Below are 16,370 nucleotides of genomic sequence, written 5' to 3'. Positions count from 1 at the left end.
TAGTTAATTATAAGAATTTATAAGTGGTGCAACTATAATAGCCTTATATTTCTGCGAGAAACAGTTGTCTTCTATATAGGACGACAACGTTGTTTCTTCTTATCATATATTCTTGTCATATATTAACGAGGGGTTCAGGAGGATGAGCATGAAGTTTATAAGCACAAGAGGTAATGTGGAACCTAAAGGTTTTATTGATACGGTGTTGATGGGACTTGCGGACGACGGTGGGCTGATGGTTCCATCCGAGATTCCAGTGGTTTCAGCAGCAACGTTGGAAGAGTGGAGAAGTCTCAGCTATCAGGAGTTGTTCCTGAAGATTGTTGCCTATTACACCAATGATGAGATTCCTTACGAGGATTTGCAGGAAATGGTCAACACCAGTTATGGCAATTTCCGCACACCTGAAGTAACGCCTATACACCAAGTGGATGATTCTTTATATGTCCTTGAATTGTTCCATGGGCCTACTTTTGCTTTCAAGGATGTAGCGCTGCAGTTTATGGGTGAGCTGTATTCATATATTTCCAAAAAACAAAACAAAATCATCCACATCCTCGGTGCAACCTCTGGGGATACTGGAGCGGCGGCCATTCAAGGTGTACGCGGCAAAGAAGGCATCAAGATCTGTATTCTCCATCCACATGGCAAGGTAAGTAAAGTGCAGGAGCTGCAGATGACTACGGTGGACGACAGCAATGTACTGAATCTGTCTGTTCATGGTAACTTTGATGATTGCCAGAAGGTGATTAAGGATCTGTTCGCAGATCTGGACTTTAAAGGTCGGTATCATCTGCGTGCAATTAATTCCATTAACTTTGTGCGGATTCTGGCGCAGACTGTTTATTATTTCTATGCATATCTTCATGTCGATGGCAGCAACGAGAAGAAGATTAATATCAGCGTGCCTTCCGGTAACTTCGGTAATATTTTCTCGGGCTATTTGGCTAAGCAAATGGGACTTCCTATTAACAAGCTGATCATTGCTACGAATGAAAATAATATTTTGGAGCGTTTCGTGAATACTGGCGAATACAAACCAGGTAATTTCACAAGCACTTACAGCCCTTCGATGGATATCCAAGTGGCAAGTAATTTCGAACGGTATCTGTATTATCTGGTAGGCGAGGATTCTGAGAAGTTATCCGCGTATATGTCCAAGCTGCAAACCGAAGGCAAGATTACGGTTGAAGGCGAGGCGCTTCAGCAGGTGCAGAAGGATTTTGCAGCGCTGGGTGTGAAGAATGATCAATGCTTGAATACGATCGCTAAGTATCAAAAAGAATACGGCTACCTGCTTGATCCACATACAGCATGTGGAATCGCGGCTTACGAAGCCTTTAATGGCCCAGATGAGATTGGCATTACCTTTGCGACTGCACATCCAGCTAAGTTCGATGAGGCAATTACTTTGATCGATATTAAGCAGGAATTCCCGGCACAGATTAAAGCATTGTTCGAGATGCCACAACATCAAACCGTAGTGGATCATGACAAGGATGAAATCGTGCGTCAGCTGCAAGCTTTTTACGGATTGTAATATCATATACTGTTCTACTTCACAGCACAGCCCCCGTTCTTGGGATAAGAACGGGGGCTGTTTGTGTGTTTATAGTAGCTTCTAACATTAACGTTGCGGCGTACGGGTCTGCTCCCTAGCTTTTTCACAAAAAGCAGCGACCTTATAAGAGACATAGTACGCCAGCATTTTTTCAGAATCGGTAAAGTCGGTGTCCAGCAGTCTGCTGATAAGATCGAGCTTATATCTGAGTGTATTCCGGTGAATGTACAGCTCGTCTGAGGTAATCTGCATGTTCCGGTTATTTTTGAGATAAACGTAAAAGGTATGATACAGATTGGACTGGTGCAAAGTATCGTATTCTTGAAGCTTGAGCAGCTCTGGATGGTAGTAGTTATTATCCTCGTTAAACACAACATCAGCAGAGAGCATCTCATAGAGCTGGATATCTGAATAGTAAGTCAGCTGCTGCTGCGGGCTGAGAATGGAACCGATCCGAATAGCATTTCGGGAGTGAAGATAGTGTCTCCTACATTGCGTAAGATTAGTGAACATATTGCTGATGCCAAGCGAGATGCCGGTTTGGGCTAGAAATTCCTGCAGCTGCTTATTTACAAGCTCTTTGGAGAGATTTCCATCATGGATCATTACAATCTGCCCGTCATAATAGGTGGAAGGACTGCCCGGAAAAAGCTGTTGCAAACGTTCTCTTAAATAATCATCATAACGGCCTGAACCCTCATACCAGGTAAGATCGAACAGCAGCACAAGCAGCTGATTCCCGAACTTTAGTCCTGCACTCCGCATCCTGTCCTGAATAATCCGGTTGTCCTGAAGCTGTTCCTCTAGCAATGCGCAGATAAAATCTTCAACTTTTATATTTTTGGCGTTGCGATAGTAGCTATTTTTGCCCATCTCTTCGGCAAGTATGGTAGCGGTGATGGACAGCAGCTCGTTATCTCTGGCGCGAAAAGGATTTGTGCATCCTAGAAGCAATACATTGCCGATTTGTTTGCCGGCTACTTTTATTTTGGAGATCAGTTTGGAGTTTGATGTTTCCTCGCAGGTTACCTCATAAGATTCATCGCTTTGTTTCCCACGCTGGACACTGTTCATTTTGCTCACGGCCGCAATGAAGTCGTAAGAGCAATAACCTTTGCGGATATTATCACTCCATATGTAATCGTCGATATCGGAAAGGTCAGAGTGAGCTACAATTTTGAAGCTGCAATCAAATACAATGACGGGATTCTGCAGTAGCTCGGCAGCTGTCTGTACGATAGCTGAAAGGCCTGCACCTGAAATGTATGCAGTAAACAAAGATGCGGTATAATGCTCCATTTCGATTTTACCTGATACTTGCTCATTTAAGGAAACATCCATTCATATCGCCCCCTGGTTCAATAATAGTGCAATATGCACTATAAAGAAGTGATTTTTGGTGCTTGTAAATATATTCACAAAGTATTGGACGCCTTAAACTAAAGGTGGAGGTGCTAAGCAGATGAAATATGAAAAACTGTTTGCAGCAGGTAAAATTGGACGCCTTGAACTTAAGAATAGAATTGTATTGCCGGCTATGGGAACGTCACTGGCTGCGGCCAGTGGTGAAGCATCGGATGAAATGATTGCTTTTTATGAGGAACGTGCCGCAGGTGGCTGTGGTCTAATCATTACGGAAATTACGCGTGTGGATAATGAGACCGGAGTAGGTACACCGAACCAGCTGAATGCAAGTGACTTGCTGTTTGTGCCACGTCTGGAGAAACTGGCAAGAGCTGTGCATCGTCATGACAGCAAAATATTCCTTCAGCTCCAGCATCCGGGCCGGCAAAATCACGGACGGCTTATTGGAGGCAAACAAATTGTTGCTCCTAGCGCAGTGATGTCTTCAGCGATTGGAGAAATGCCCCGGGAGCTGTCTACTGAAGAGGTAGAAGAGTTAGTTCGTAAATTTGTGTTCGGAGCTTATATAGCTAAAACAGCAGGTATTGATGGTGTGGAGATCCATGGTGCCCACGGCTATCTCGTAGGACAGTTTCTGAGCCCACTTACCAATCTGAGAACTGATAAATATGGCGGTTCACTGGAAGGTAGAATGTCATTCCTGAACGAAATTGTGCTTGGCATCAAAAAGACCTGTGGCGCAGGATTCCCTGTATCGGTGCGAATCGACGGCGATGAATTTGTCTCAGGCGGGATTACACTGGATGAGGCTATCCAGACTGCGAAACATCTGGAAAGCATCGGAGTGGATTGCATAAATGTAAGCTCCGGCACTTATGAATCATCCAATACGATCATTGAGCCGATATCCTACCCGCAAGGCTGGAAAAAACATCTCTCCGCAGCCATTAAGCAAGTGGTGCAAATTCCAGTGATTGCTTGTGATGTGATCCGTAAGCCTGAATTTGCTGAGAGTCTGCTACAGGAAGGAAATACGGATTTTGTAGCCCTTGGAAGAGCCCAACTGGCCGATCCGGAGTGGGGTAACAAAGCGGCAGCAGGCAAAGAAGCAGAGATCAGAACCTGTATCTCTTGCCTGTACTGTATTCAGGAAGTAATGGAGTGCAAGGTAATCAAGTGTGCTGTCAATGCCAGAGTGGGCCGTGAGCTTGAATTTGCAGAACCAACAAAAGATGGCGCTGGCAAAGTAGTAGCTGTGATCGGCGGGGGTCCAGCAGGTATGGAAGCAGCACGGATTCTGGCGCTCAGAGATTTTAAACCTGTACTGTTCGAAGCCAGAGATGTGCTAGGCGGCAGCGTGGAGCTGGGAAGCCGGCCACCATTGAAGGAGAAGCTGAACTGGTTTATTGATAATATGCAGCATCAGTTAGAGGAACTGGATGTTGATGTCCGTCTCTCTACGAAACCTACGCTGGAACAACTGAAGCAACTGAACCCTTATGCGGTATTTGTTGCCGCTGGGGCACAGCCTATAGTGCCTGTTATTCCGGGAGTGAAGAAGGCAGCGGTCTGCACCGTTGTTGACGTACTTAGTGGATCAGTTGTGATTAAGAACAAGCAGGCTGTGGTCATCGGCTCCGGCATGACAGGGCTGGAAACGGCTGAATATTTAGCCGATATGGGAAATCAGGTCACGGTGGTGGAAATGCAGCCGAGGGTTGGTCCAGATGCCTATCTGCCAAATCTGATCGACATTGTGACTAGACTGAAAAAGAACGGCGTGGAGCTCTTAGCATCAACCAAGCTGGTAGAAGTGCAGGATGGCGCGATTGTGCTTGAGAATACGTCCACGGGGGAAACTTCGCTGAAAAAGACGGATGCTGTTGTATTATCCATTGGTGTTACACCCGATCGCTCATTCGTTGATGAGCTGAAGCAGGTACTGCCTAATGTGAAGGTGATCGGCGATGCAGGCAAGCCAGGCCGAATCGGACAGGCCATTCAATCTGGATTCGAAACGGCTTTTGTGCTGAACTAAAGGGTTACTAATCTAAGGAGGGTTCATTCATGGTGAGTTTTGTGAAAAGTTTCGCAGATATGCAGAAATACGGAGGCAAGCCAACCACCTTTTATGATGCAGAGATGCTGACGGTGTATTGGGAGACCAAACCAGAGATTATCGAGCGTTTGTTGCCGAAGCCACTGAAGCCAACAAGCCGGCCGTTGGTAAATGCTTTTATCGCCAATTACCCAGCTACGAACTTTTGTCCACCTTATCGTGAAGCTGGATTGTTCGTTCTAGCGGACTATAACGGACAATTAGGCAACTACTGCCTGTCGATGCCTATTACAAGCGATATCGGGATGGCTATGGGCCGGGAAGTATGTGGGCTGCCTAAGAAAATGGCCGATGTGCGTATGAACACCTCAGAAGATGGCATTGATGGGGCAATCGGCCGGCATGGCATTGACTTTTTCAACGTAAAAGCCACTATGGATGGACACTTCAATGACAATGGAGCCGAGAAGATTCTGGAGGCATATTACGGCAAAGATATCCCTTTGTATAACATCAAATATGCCAATGCAATTGACGGAAATGGCTTCGATCTGATGCCAACCTTGGTCACACAGCGTTTAGTAAGTGAGGTTAAAGTCTATAAAGCGGCTGAAGCCTCTATCACCTTCCAAGACTCCCCGCATGATCCTTGGAGTGAGCTTGAAGTTGTGAATATGCTGGGCGCGGTTTACACCGTCAGTACAAATGTGCTTGAAAAAGGTAAAATTCTGGAGCCTCTGAATCCAATGGAGTATCTTCCATACTGCTATCTCCGCTGGGACTGGTGGGAGAACAATTTGCAACCTGTTTCCTCAGTATAAGCCTACGTGTTTGAAGTGAGTTTGTGCGAAATGAAACCGAAGAAGGATCGGCTAACCAAACATTAGGAGGAATTAGAATGACTAACCTTTTTGATTTGACGGGTAAGACAGCTATTATCGCAGGAGCATCCAGTGGGATCGGGGTACAATTCGCAGAGATGCTTGCTGAGCAAGGAGCAGACATTGCTATTTTGGCCAGAAGATATGACAAGCTTGTAGCAGTAGCCGAGGATATCCGGGCTAAATACCCTGAACGCAGAATAATTCCTATCGAGTGTGATGTAAGAAAAGAGGACCAGATTATTGTGGCTGTTCAAAAGGTTATGGAAGCCTTTGGCAAAATTGATATTCTGCTGAATAATGCTGGTGTGGTGGATGCGGTTCCGATTGAGGCGCTGGAAGAAGAAGCTTGGGATCGGGTACTGGATACGGATTTAAAAGGTGTTTTCCTGATGTCGAAACATGTGATCCGGCATATGAAGGAACGGAATTACGGCAAAATCGTCAATACAGCCTCAATGCTAGGCCTTACAGCTTCTGCTTCGGTTCCTACGCATTCTTACAATGCTGCTAAAGGTGGAGTGATCCATCTGACAAGAGGGGTGGCGGCAACTTACGCTAAGCATGGTATCACTGTTAATGCGATTGGACCAAGCTTGTTCAAAACTGAAATGACTGAGAATACGTTATTTGCAGAAAAAGCGCTAAAAATGTACAACGCAGTGTGTCCGATGGGGCGCCCTGGTAATCCGGGAGAACTAAACGGCGCCGTGCTCTACTTTGCTTCAGATGCTTCCAGCTACACTACAGGTCAGACTTTGTTTGTAGATGGCGGCTGGACAATTATATAGAGCTCATCTGGGTCCGTTCTGGGTCCGTAAGCTCAGGGAATCATTGTAATTCCAAAAAAAGGGTATCTCAAAAGCCATGAAAGGGTGGCTGGGATACGCCTTTTTTTGCGTTGTACGATGAGCGGTGCTCCGCCAGTAACAAGAGAATTGCTGAATTTATCAGAAATTGTCGTTAATTTGCCTTAAAAAGTAGACATGACTACCTATGAGTGAGAAAATAGCATGTAGAGTTAGTAATAACTAAAAAGGACGGGATAACATCATGACAATTCGTTTCGGGGTCATTGGAACAAACTTTATTACAGACCGCTTCGTGCAAGCCGGCTTGGAGAATGAGGAGTTTATCCTGACAGCCGTGTACTCTCGCACAATGGAGAAAGGTCAGGCCTTTGCTGCTAAATATGCGGGAGCTACAATTTATACGAATTTGGAAGATATGGTGAAAAGCAAAGATGTAGATGCTATATATATTGCCAGCCCAAATTCTATGCATGCAGAACAAGCGATTATGTGCTTAAATCACGGCAAGCATGTGCTCTGCGAGAAACCGGCTGCATCCAACAGTACGGAGCTTAAAGCTATGATTGAAGCTGCGCGCACAAATGATGTGCTACTGGTAGAGGCGATGAAATCGACCTTTATGCCGAACTTTGGAGTGATTCGTGATAATTTGTATAAACTCGGCCAAGTTCGCCGTTATTTTGCAAGTTACTGTAAGTACTCCTCCAGATATGATGCCTACCGGCAGGGGACTGTGTTAAATGCGTTTAATCCCGCTTTTTCCAATGGCTCGTTAATGGATCTTGGAGTGTACTGTTTGTATCCAATGGTAGTGCTCTTTGGCAAGCCTCAATCAGTACAGGCAGTGGGTGTCATGCTCTCGTCAGGTGTGGATGGTGAAGGAAGTCTCATTATGAAGTATGACGATATGGATGCGGTAGTTATGCACTCCAAGATTTCCGACTCCTATCTGCCAGCTGAGATTCATGGAGAGAACGGTACGATGGTGATCGACAAGATCAATGAGCCTTATCAGGTGAAAATTTACTATCGTGATGGTACAGTTGAGGAGCTTACGTTGCCTCAGGTGTTTGAACCTATGTATTATGAGGTTGAAGAATTCATCAACTTGATTAAGAATGGTGAACGGGAGAGCAGAATTAATACTCATGAGAACTCCATGGCCGCAGCAGAGATTATGGAGGAAGCCAGAGCACAGATCGGTCTCCGCTATGCCTCAGATTTATAATAAATAGAATGGGGAGCAGGACTTGAAGACTTTTAAAAAGGTTTATATTGAGATAACGAGCGTCTGCAACCTCGCCTGCAGCTTTTGTCCACAAACCGCCCGGACGAAAAATTTCATGAAGCTTGATACGTTTAATACGATATTGGATGAAATTAAACCACACAGCAATCATATTTATCTTCACGTCAAAGGGGAGCCGTTGCTGCATCCCAAGATCGGTGAACTGTTGGATGCTGCTCATGCCAAAGGGTTCAAGGTTAATATTACAACCAATGGCACGTTAATTCATAAAGCCGGACCTAAAATTCTTGGTAAGCCCGCACTGCGTCAGATGAACTTTTCTCTGCACAGCTTTGATGGGCATGAAGGGTCAGAGAACCGTGAAGGCTATCTTTCAGAGATAATTTCTTTTGTACGGGAAGCCTCAGCGCAAGGGGTTATTATTTCTTTCCGCTTGTGGAATTTGACGGAGGATAATCTGACGAATCTGGAGAGAAACCGTAACCGTGAAACCCTTGCCCTGCTGGAGGAAGCCTTCAACTTGGATTTCAAGATCGAAGAAAAGGTTGTGCCTGGCAGTGGTGTCAAGATTGCCCCACGCGTCTACCTTAATCAGGATCATGAGTTCCGTTGGCCAGCGCTGAATGAGCCGGAAGATGACGGAAAAGGGTTCTGTCATGCCCTGCGGAGCCAAGCGGCAATCCTTGTGGATGGCACTGTTGTGCCATGCTGTCTGGATGGTGAAGGAGTAATTAACCTAGGCAACATCCATGAAACTCCGTTCTCAGAGATTGTAGAGGGGGAGCGGGCGAACAATTTATTCTATGGCTTCTCACGTAGAGAAGCGGTGGAGGAGCTGTGCCGCAAATGTGGGTATCGGCAGCGGTTCGGAACCTAATGATTGGAATGCAAACAGAACCGGGACATGGCTATTTCATGAGTCCTGGTTCTGTTTTTTAATTAACGGGATTGTATATATATAATAATAGGTCTTTATAGTCTCCACTTTGGAGCGAAGGAGGAGCATATGCTGAAATCACTGGAAGCCATCGCCTTATACCGTGAAGGTGTGCAAGATCATTTGGAGGATCACCTCTGGCTGAAGCTTATTGTCCAAGCGGAGGAGCAGATTGTAAATTTGGAACGTGTGGAATCTCTGGAGGAGCTGGATCGCAGGAATCCCGTACTGGACTATGTGGAACGTAGCTTGCAGATTCTGGACCAACTTCCCCGTTCTATTTGGATAAAAGAGCTGGTGGAAGAAACGTTAATTTGGTCAGAAACGGCTAAGGGAGGTACAGCAAAGGAGCGGCTGGTTTGGCAGAAGGAAGGGATCAATTGTTTTGTACATAATTTAGGTTCCGCACAGTTATATGAGAGATATTTAGGGAGGGCTGTCTCCGAGAAAGGTGCGATGATTCAGCGGCTTATTGAGACTCATGGACTTATAGGACAGCAAATTCGCGGAGAAGTGCCGCCGGAAGTCAATAAGCCACTCCATGATATAGTGGAAGATCAGCTGCTGACCGCGGAGGAACTGGAACGCCTGCTGACCGTGCTCAATCATTGCATCATCGGAGCTGTGTCTCCCGAGTTATGGCAGAATGTGCAGCATGAAGTGAAGCAGCTTATTGAGCTGATTTCTTCAGGCAATCTTGCTAGTCCTATGCCGATGAAGGAACGACTGCGCAGAATGCGGCTGGGTCCGATCTCTAGAGGAGAGGATTTCACTACGGAATGGGCTAAGCTGACGCAGGAAGGTTTCCATGCTGAACGCTTGGAGTCATTAAGTAAGATTACCTTCTGGTATGTGGAATCTGCACTACAGACCTTTTCGCTGGAGCAATTTCTGAAGGTGATGGTGCTTGCTGCCCAGAGGGCGCAGAATCAATCCTTAAGCCATATCAGCTTCGAGCATGTCATGAACAGCATTTACTACGATTACAAGGGTGTTAAGAAGACCAATGTTTATAAGAAGCGGATTATCGAAAAATATTTAGCGGAGCTTACATGGAAGGATATCGAGCAAGGGACTTTGCCTGCTGAGAACCCTCACCTCCTCTTGCGGCAATATTCTAAGGAACATCTGCCAGACACGGTATTTTTTCAATTCCAATTCTCGGCAGCGGCAGAGAAGCTGATCGAATTCTGTATGGAAGCTGAAAAATCACCCTTGTATGAACGTGCTGTATTGCTGTTATTCGATCTATTCGAGCTGCGCAGGGATGCTTTTGACCGTTTTCATAATGAAGATACCTACTTAAGCCAAATGAATAATACAGCAGATTATAAAGCTGTAATTCTAGATCATGCCACTGGACAAAAAGTGTTGGATATCGGTCCGGGCGGCGGTGTGCTGCTGGATTTACTGGAAGAGCGTATGCCCGAGGTTACTCCTATCGGCATTGATATATCAAGCAATGTAGTGGAAGCCTTGCGGCAACGCAAGCAGCGGGAAGGTCGCCACTGGGAGGTGCTGCAGGGAGATGCGTTGAACCTTAAAGATTTCGTGGAGGCCGGAACGGTGGACACGGTAATTTTCTCTTCGATTTTGCATGAGCTATATTCTTATGTGCCGCTAAATGGTAATAAGTTCAATCACGACACCGTCTCCGCAGCTCTGCGAAGTGCCTTTGCTGTATTGTCAGCTGGCGGGGTTATCATTATCCGCGATGGGATCATGACTGAACCTGCATCATTGCTGCGGAGAGTTCGCTTTCTGGAAGAGGACGGTCTGGTGTGGCTGGAGCGTTATGCGAAGGATTTTGCTGGACGTCAGATTCAGTTTCAGAGATTAGGGGAACAAGAAGTGCTCATGCCCGTTAATGATGCCATGGAATTTTTATATACTTATACCTGGGGCGAAGAGGCTTATATTCACGAAGTCCAAGAACAGTTTGGTTATTTCACCCCTACGGAGTTTGCCTCATTTATTGAACAGATTTTAGGAGAGCAGGCAAAGATTGAGGTCTTCCGGCATTACTTGCAAGAAGGTTATACCGAAGCTTTGCGTGATAGAGTAAGGTTCATGGATGAGAGCGGACAGGAAGTGGCGCTGCCGGACAGCACCTGCTTTATTGTGATTCGGAAGGAATAGCCGAAAAGTAACATCAGCTGCATCTAAAAAAGCAATCGGCAGACCCTCTGATGCGGAGGAGATCCGATTGCTTTTTTATATAGAGATTCTTGCCCTTGTTAGATTAGTACTTCTAGCTGCGACTTATCAGATTCTTCGGCTAAACGTTGAATTTCTTGATAGGTAGCTAATTGTTCTGTCCGCTCATTGGTGTTCTCTTCAGAAGGTTTAATTTCTGTTGAACCTGCTTTATCGATCTGATCTTTAATTTTATCTCCCGTGTCTTTCATGGCATCGCCTAACGTTTCGTTCATTTCCGATAGTTTAGTTTCGATTTTGGATAACTGCTCCCGTTTGGCTGTTGCGGAATGAGTAGAACGAGCCTCGTCCAGCTCTATTTCCTTGGTCAGAACTTTTGCCTCGCCACGCATCTTAGTGTGGGTAGAAGAAACTACCTCCATTTGGCTAACATCTTGGCTTACAGAAACAATCGTATTCAATCTTTCGTTCTGTATCTCTTGCTCGGTTTTAGGTTCATCCTTTGGATTAGCTTTTTGAGCATCTTCTAAGTTCTTTTGTTGCTCTTCGAAGCTGTATTTTGCAATTTGTTGGTCAATCGTTTGGAGCTGCTTGTCGAACTCTTTAAGTTGATCTTGAATAGATTCGAGATTATGTGAACTTTTGGTAGTTCTTTCAATCAGACTGTTCTTACTGTCGATGATATTTTGTTTTTGTTTAAGCAGGGAGTTAACCATTCCGTCCATTTTGGATTGATTTTGAAAAGCAGCCTTTGCAGATTTACTTATTGATAATTTATCTCCATTACCATTACCACTAGTATTGCTGTTTGATTTCATAGTTTTATCATGAGTTTGGTGACTAACAGATACATTAAACCTCGTTCCCATAGATGAGGTCATATTCGTTATATGCATGGTTCATTATCCTCCTACGACGATAAGATCTATCTATAATATATCGGCAAATCAGCAGTAATATTTAATAAAGAGAGCTGTTAGCCGCAGCGTTGTTTGATGGACGCTTAACAGCTTTTTTGTCCAAACTATCCCGGAAGAGGAAGATATTTTCCATTTCAGGCTTTGTAATGTCTATTTACCGGTGAATTTTTGTCGAAAGTTAGAGGGAGAAATGCCTTCTTTCTTGGAGAAGCAGGAAGAGTAGTAAGTAATATGATGGAAGCCAACCTCTTCAGCGATGCGGGCAATGGACCAGGAAGTTTGAATTAACAGCCGTTTGGATTGTTCTAGACGATAGGACAGGAGATAGGCCATAGGGGTCACACCGTATATTTTTAGCATGTTTTTGGCGAGATAGTTGGGATGATAGTTAAGTTCTTTTTGAAGTAAGGAGTTAGAGACATCACGAGTATAATTTTGCCGAATGAACAATTCAATCTTCTCGGCAAGATGAATGGCGGTTGCATCGGATGCCTCGGCCAGATCGCGGTCCAAGAATTGCAGGAACTGTTGAAAGGAGGCTTGGCGCTTCCAGTTGCGCATCGACTGGGGTTCTTGTTCCAGATGGAAAAAGAACTCTAATACCTCCATTGCCTTCTCTGATATTTCCGTATACTTCGGAATAAAGATCGAGCATACATCGCAGTGATTTAAATAAGCTTTTTGTTTATGGCTTTCGATGAGCTCGCTCTGATTCTCCAGACATTCGTTCATATCCTGACACTCGATCCAGCTGCCGAAGGTCTGGAAATGAATCCAGATGATTTCTGTTTCGATAGGACAAGGGGCAAAGCCATAGTGATGGGCATCTGGACGAAGGATGAGGAATTCTCCTTCCTTTAGCTCCCAGTAAACCTCGTTCTCGGCGATGGGCAACATTCCCTTTTTAACAATGATTAGATCAAATACGCCGATGCAATTACGACTGATATGATAGTCTCCAGCATTGTAGTGAGCACGGCCACAGTCTATGAAATAAGGAATAGGCGGTGTGATAAAGCTAAGAATCGGTGAGTTCATCGCGAGCCTCCAATTGGAATCCATCGTTTTTTTATGATGTAGATGAAACTAGCCTGCACCTTTCCTGAACTCCGAAGGCGAGCATTTCATCGCTTTACGGAAAACCTTTATGAAATAGCTTACATTATCAAATCCGACCTCGAATGCGATGTCGGATATTTTTCTTTCACTTTGTTGCAGCAGATCGGCAGCCTGGCGAATCCGGTATGAGTTGATGTAATCGACTGGCGTTTTACGAGTCATCATTTTGAAGAAGCGGCAGAATTGCCCCTCGCTCATGGGAATAAGCTCTGATAGATCACGGGTACGTATCGGTTCCTGATAGTTATCTTGGATATAAAGGATCACCTTTTTAAGGCGGTTAATTTTGGTGGTATCAGCATCATCCGATTGGCTGCGGTTCTCAAATCGGCCCTCTGCGGTAATCTTGGAAAGCATGATTAGCAAAGTTCCTTTCATAAAAGTCTCAAATCCGGGCATTTTATTAGCGTATGCCTCCATCATTTGCTCCAGATGATGAAGCAGCTCCTGCTGCCAAGGGACATCGGGTGTAATATGTCTCGGAAAGCTCTGGCGTTTCTCTTGCAGTGGCAAAATCGCGTTTTGCTGGATCGTATCGTACTGGGCGCTAGCCAAAAGATCAGGCAGAAATACAAGCGCACAGAATTTGCAGGGGGTGTCTTCGTTCAGCACATAGGCGGCGTGTATATCGCCAGATTCGATAAATACCGCTTCGCCCGCGCGGAGTGGAAAATATTCTGTGTCTACTTGGAACAGAATTTCTCCTTCTAGCAGCATAAAGAACTCCGCTTCTTCATGCCAATGTGTATCGAGTACATGCGTTCCGGATGGAAGTTCTATCCAATAAGCAGCGAGTGGAAACATACTATCTCCATGAACTCTGTTTTCTTTTAGCAAACTCTGAGTTGTACGGTCCATATAAAGGCCTCTTTTCTTAAAAAACATCAAAATAGTGTTATAAATGAGCTATATAGTATTAGTTTTGTTCATTTTTTATCGGTATAATGCAACTATAAACACCAAATTGAAAGGTGGCAAGTACACAATGAAATTTACTGATGGTCTCTGGCTGGTTCGTGAAGGTATCACGATTAACGGCGCAGTTCAAAATTATGTTGTAGAAAAGACTCCCGAAGGATTAACAGCAATTACACAAACGACTCCAATCACAGGGCGCGCAGCAACGCTGAATTCAACCCTGCTTACTGTAAAATTCCATTCCCCGCTTCCAGGCGTGGTAGGCATTAAAATTATTCATCATGATGGTGTACAGGAACGTGGTCCGGTTTTCGAACTGACTAAAGGTACTGGCGATCATGTGAAGATTGAAGAAACGGATCTCGAAACCGTGCTGATCAGCGGCGGACTTCGTGTAGTGATTCGCAAAGGCGAACAATGGGCGGTGGATTTCTATCGCGGCGAAGAACGTATTACAGGCAGTGGCTTTAAATCCATGGCTTACATCACCGACCAAGACGGTAACACGTACATGCGTGATGAGCTGGATCTCGGCGTAGGCGAATTCGTATATGGTCTGGGCGAACGTTTTACCGCTTTCGTGAAAAATGGACAAACCGTTGATATCTGGAACAAAGACGGCGGCACTAGCTCTGAGCAAGCTTACAAAAACATTCCTTTCTACGTATCAAGCAAAGGTTATGGCGTATTCGTGAATCATCCGGAATTGGTTTCCTATGAAATCGCTTCAGAAAAAGTGAAAAAAGCCCAATTCAGCGTAGCTGGAGAAAGCTTGGAATACTTCGTGATTGATGGACCTACCATTAAAGACGTTATTAGCAACTATACTGCTCTTACAGGTAAACCAGCGCTTCCACCAGCATGGACTTTTGGGTTGTGGCTGACAACTTCGTTCACTACCAACTATGATGAAGAGACTGTAAATTCCTTCGTAGAAGGTATGGCAGAACGTGATCTGCCGCTGCATGTATTCCACTTTGACTGCTTCTGGATGCGTGAGTATCAATGGACTGATTTTGAATGGGATAAACGTGTATTCCCAGATCCAGAGGGCATGCTGAAACGCCTGAAGGAAAAAGGCCTGAAGATCTGCGTATGGATCAACTCTTATATTGGTCAACGTTCACGCTTGTTTGAAGAAGGCAAGAAAAACGGCTACCTGATCAAAAAGCCTAACGGCGATGTTTATCAATGTGACCTGTGGCAAGCGGGTATGGGACTGGTGGATTTCACTAACCCTGCGGCTTGTGAATGGTATGCCGGCTACCTGCGTGATTTGGTAGATATGGGCGTAGACAGCTTCAAGACAGACTTCGGTGAGCGGATTCCTACAGATGTAGTTTATTTCGACGGATCTGATCCGATGAAAATGCACAACTACTACACTCAACTGTACAACAAAGTTGTATTTGAAGTATTGGAAGAGAAGCTTGGTAAGAATGAGGCAGCATTGTTCGCACGTTCTGCAACTGCTGGCGGCCAACAATTCCCAGTTCACTGGGGCGGAGATTGCTACGCAGATTATGAATCCATGGCAGAAAGCCTTCGCGGCGGTTTGTCTCTGGGCTTGTCCGGTTTCGGTTTCTGGAGTCACGATATCGGTGGTTTCGAGAACACTGCTCCGGCACATGTATTTAAACGCTGGTTAGCTTTTGGACTGTTGTCCAGCCACAGCCGTCTGCACGGCAGCACTTCTTATCGTGTGCCTTGGGCGTACGATGATGAAGCTTGTGATGTTACCCGCTTCTTCACGAAGCTTAAATGCAGCTTGATGCCTTACCTGTATGATGTGGCTGGGCAGGCTGCAGAGCATGGCTGGGCTTCTATGCGGGCGATGGTTATGGAATTCCCGGAAGATCCAACATGTGAAGTACTCGATCGCCAATACATGCTGGGTGATTCCTTGCTCGTAGCGCCTATTTTCCAAGAAAACGGCGAAGTGAAATACTATCTGCCAGCAGGTCGCTGGACTCACCTGTTATCTGGTGAAACTGTACAAGGCGGATCATGGCGCAAAGAGAAATATGATTTCTTCAGCTTACCACTGTTCGTTCGTCAGAACTCCTTGCTGGCAATCGGCAGCATCGATAACAAACCGGATTACGACTTTGCGGATGGCGTGAAATTTGGCCTGTATTCACTTGAAGAAGGTACTACTACTTCTGCAACCGTACGTGATCTTAAAGGTGCTCCAGAATTGACTGTGAAGGCTGCCCGCAAAGGCAACAGCGTAACAGTTACTGCAGAAGGCAGCGGTAAAGAATTCTCGCTTTCCCTTAAAGATCTGGGAGCTATCGCTTCCGTAGAAGGTGCAGAGCAAGTAGATGAGACTACAGTGAAAGTAAACGCAGGTGCAAAATCCGCATCGTTTACCATTACATTGAAATAAGAT

12 protein-coding genes are annotated in these 16,370 nt (G+C 45.3%); 8 read left to right on the top strand and 4 right to left on the bottom strand.

The annotated features are described in order from the left end of the window. Positions 1-148 precede the first annotated feature (148 nt). The gene (gene thrC, locus MKY14_RS23075) at positions 149-1,540 is read left to right on the top strand and encodes a threonine synthase (RefSeq protein WP_339189650.1); all 1,392 of its coding nucleotides are present in this window, start codon (positions 149-151) and stop codon (positions 1,538-1,540) included. An 87-nt stretch (positions 1,541-1,627) separates the two neighbouring features. Here thrC and MKY14_RS23070 read toward each other — a convergent pair whose 3' ends face one another. Further along, positions 1,628-2,902 (bottom strand): PucR family transcriptional regulator, encoded by a 1,275-nt coding sequence (locus MKY14_RS23070; RefSeq protein WP_339189652.1) that lies wholly within the window; start codon positions 2,900-2,902, stop codon positions 1,628-1,630. Positions 2,903-3,023: 121 nt separating this feature from the next. Here MKY14_RS23070 and MKY14_RS23065 point away from each other — a divergent pair, with 121 nt between their 5' ends. The 6 genes from MKY14_RS23065 to MKY14_RS23040 all read left to right on the top strand — a co-directional run bounded on the left by MKY14_RS23065 (position 3,024) and on the right by MKY14_RS23040 (position 11,003). Next, the gene (locus MKY14_RS23065) at positions 3,024-4,964 is read left to right on the top strand and encodes an NAD(P)/FAD-dependent oxidoreductase (RefSeq protein ID WP_339189653.1); all 1,941 of its coding nucleotides are present in this window, start codon (positions 3,024-3,026) and stop codon (positions 4,962-4,964) included. 29 nt (positions 4,965-4,993) lie between these two features. After that, on the top strand, positions 4,994-5,806 hold the full coding sequence (locus MKY14_RS23060; RefSeq protein ID WP_339189654.1) for an acetoacetate decarboxylase family protein: 813 nt from the start codon (positions 4,994-4,996) through the stop codon (positions 5,804-5,806). Between the two features lie 77 nt (positions 5,807-5,883). After that, on the top strand, positions 5,884-6,657 hold the full coding sequence (locus MKY14_RS23055) for an SDR family NAD(P)-dependent oxidoreductase (RefSeq protein WP_036680744.1): 774 nt from the start codon (positions 5,884-5,886) through the stop codon (positions 6,655-6,657). A gap of 262 nt (positions 6,658-6,919) precedes the next feature. Then, complete coding sequence (locus MKY14_RS23050; protein WP_038568824.1) at positions 6,920-7,906, top strand: Gfo/Idh/MocA family protein; 987 nt, start codon at positions 6,920-6,922, stop codon at positions 7,904-7,906. Positions 7,907-7,928: 22 nt separating this feature from the next. Then, a complete protein-coding gene (locus MKY14_RS23045; protein WP_036680750.1) occupies positions 7,929-8,804 on the top strand; it encodes a radical SAM/SPASM domain-containing protein in 876 nt (291 codons plus the stop codon). A 129-nt stretch (positions 8,805-8,933) separates the two neighbouring features. Then, entirely contained in the window at positions 8,934-11,003 is a 2,070-nt protein-coding gene (locus MKY14_RS23040) for a class I SAM-dependent methyltransferase (RefSeq protein ID WP_339189656.1), read from the top strand. 98 nt (positions 11,004-11,101) lie between these two features. Here the strand turns inward: MKY14_RS23040 and MKY14_RS23035 are convergent, their stop codons facing one another. The 3 genes from MKY14_RS23035 to MKY14_RS23025 form a co-directional block, all read right to left on the bottom strand. After that, the gene (locus tag MKY14_RS23035; protein ID WP_339189658.1) at positions 11,102-11,917 is read right to left on the bottom strand and encodes a hypothetical protein; all 816 of its coding nucleotides are present in this window, start codon (positions 11,915-11,917) and stop codon (positions 11,102-11,104) included. 174 nt (positions 11,918-12,091) lie between these two features. Continuing rightward, positions 12,092-12,979 (bottom strand): helix-turn-helix transcriptional regulator, encoded by an 888-nt coding sequence (locus MKY14_RS23030; RefSeq protein ID WP_076302813.1) that lies wholly within the window; start codon positions 12,977-12,979, stop codon positions 12,092-12,094. A 48-nt stretch (positions 12,980-13,027) separates the two neighbouring features. Continuing rightward, positions 13,028-13,918, bottom strand: coding sequence for an AraC family transcriptional regulator (locus MKY14_RS23025; protein ID WP_076129611.1), 891 nt, complete (start codon positions 13,916-13,918; stop codon positions 13,028-13,030). A gap of 127 nt (positions 13,919-14,045) precedes the next feature. Here MKY14_RS23025 and yicI point away from each other — a divergent pair, with 127 nt between their 5' ends. Next, complete coding sequence (yicI, locus tag MKY14_RS23020) at positions 14,046-16,367, top strand: alpha-xylosidase (RefSeq protein WP_038568831.1); 2,322 nt, start codon at positions 14,046-14,048, stop codon at positions 16,365-16,367. Positions 16,368-16,370 lie beyond the last annotated feature (3 nt).

Source organism: Paenibacillus sp. FSL R5-0887 (genome assembly GCF_038002305.1).
In the GTDB taxonomy this organism is placed as follows: domain Bacteria; phylum Bacillota; class Bacilli; order Paenibacillales; family Paenibacillaceae; genus Paenibacillus_AQ; species Paenibacillus_AQ odorifer.
Note: the sequence above shows the minus strand (reverse complement) of the source record. Positions and strands in the feature narration are given on the sequence as shown.

Coding starts and splice junctions, on each gene's coding strand:
- thrC (WP_339189650.1), top strand. CDS start 149: ATGAAGTTTATAAGCACAAGAGGTAATGTGGAACCTAAAGGTTTTATT.
- MKY14_RS23070 (WP_339189652.1), bottom strand. CDS start 2,902: ATGGATGTTTCCTTAAATGAGCAAGTATCAGGTAAAATCGAAATGGAG.
- MKY14_RS23065 (WP_339189653.1), top strand. CDS start 3,024: ATGAAATATGAAAAACTGTTTGCAGCAGGTAAAATTGGACGCCTTGAA.
- MKY14_RS23060 (WP_339189654.1), top strand. CDS start 4,994: ATGGTGAGTTTTGTGAAAAGTTTCGCAGATATGCAGAAATACGGAGGC.
- MKY14_RS23055 (WP_036680744.1), top strand. CDS start 5,884: ATGACTAACCTTTTTGATTTGACGGGTAAGACAGCTATTATCGCAGGA.
- MKY14_RS23050 (WP_038568824.1), top strand. CDS start 6,920: ATGACAATTCGTTTCGGGGTCATTGGAACAAACTTTATTACAGACCGC.
- MKY14_RS23040 (WP_339189656.1), top strand. CDS start 8,934: ATGCTGAAATCACTGGAAGCCATCGCCTTATACCGTGAAGGTGTGCAA.
- MKY14_RS23035 (WP_339189658.1), bottom strand. CDS start 11,917: ATGCATATAACGAATATGACCTCATCTATGGGAACGAGGTTTAATGTA.
- MKY14_RS23030 (WP_076302813.1), bottom strand. CDS start 12,979: ATGAACTCACCGATTCTTAGCTTTATCACACCGCCTATTCCTTATTTC.
- MKY14_RS23025 (WP_076129611.1), bottom strand. CDS start 13,918: ATGGACCGTACAACTCAGAGTTTGCTAAAAGAAAACAGAGTTCATGGA.
- yicI (WP_038568831.1), top strand. CDS start 14,046: ATGAAATTTACTGATGGTCTCTGGCTGGTTCGTGAAGGTATCACGATT.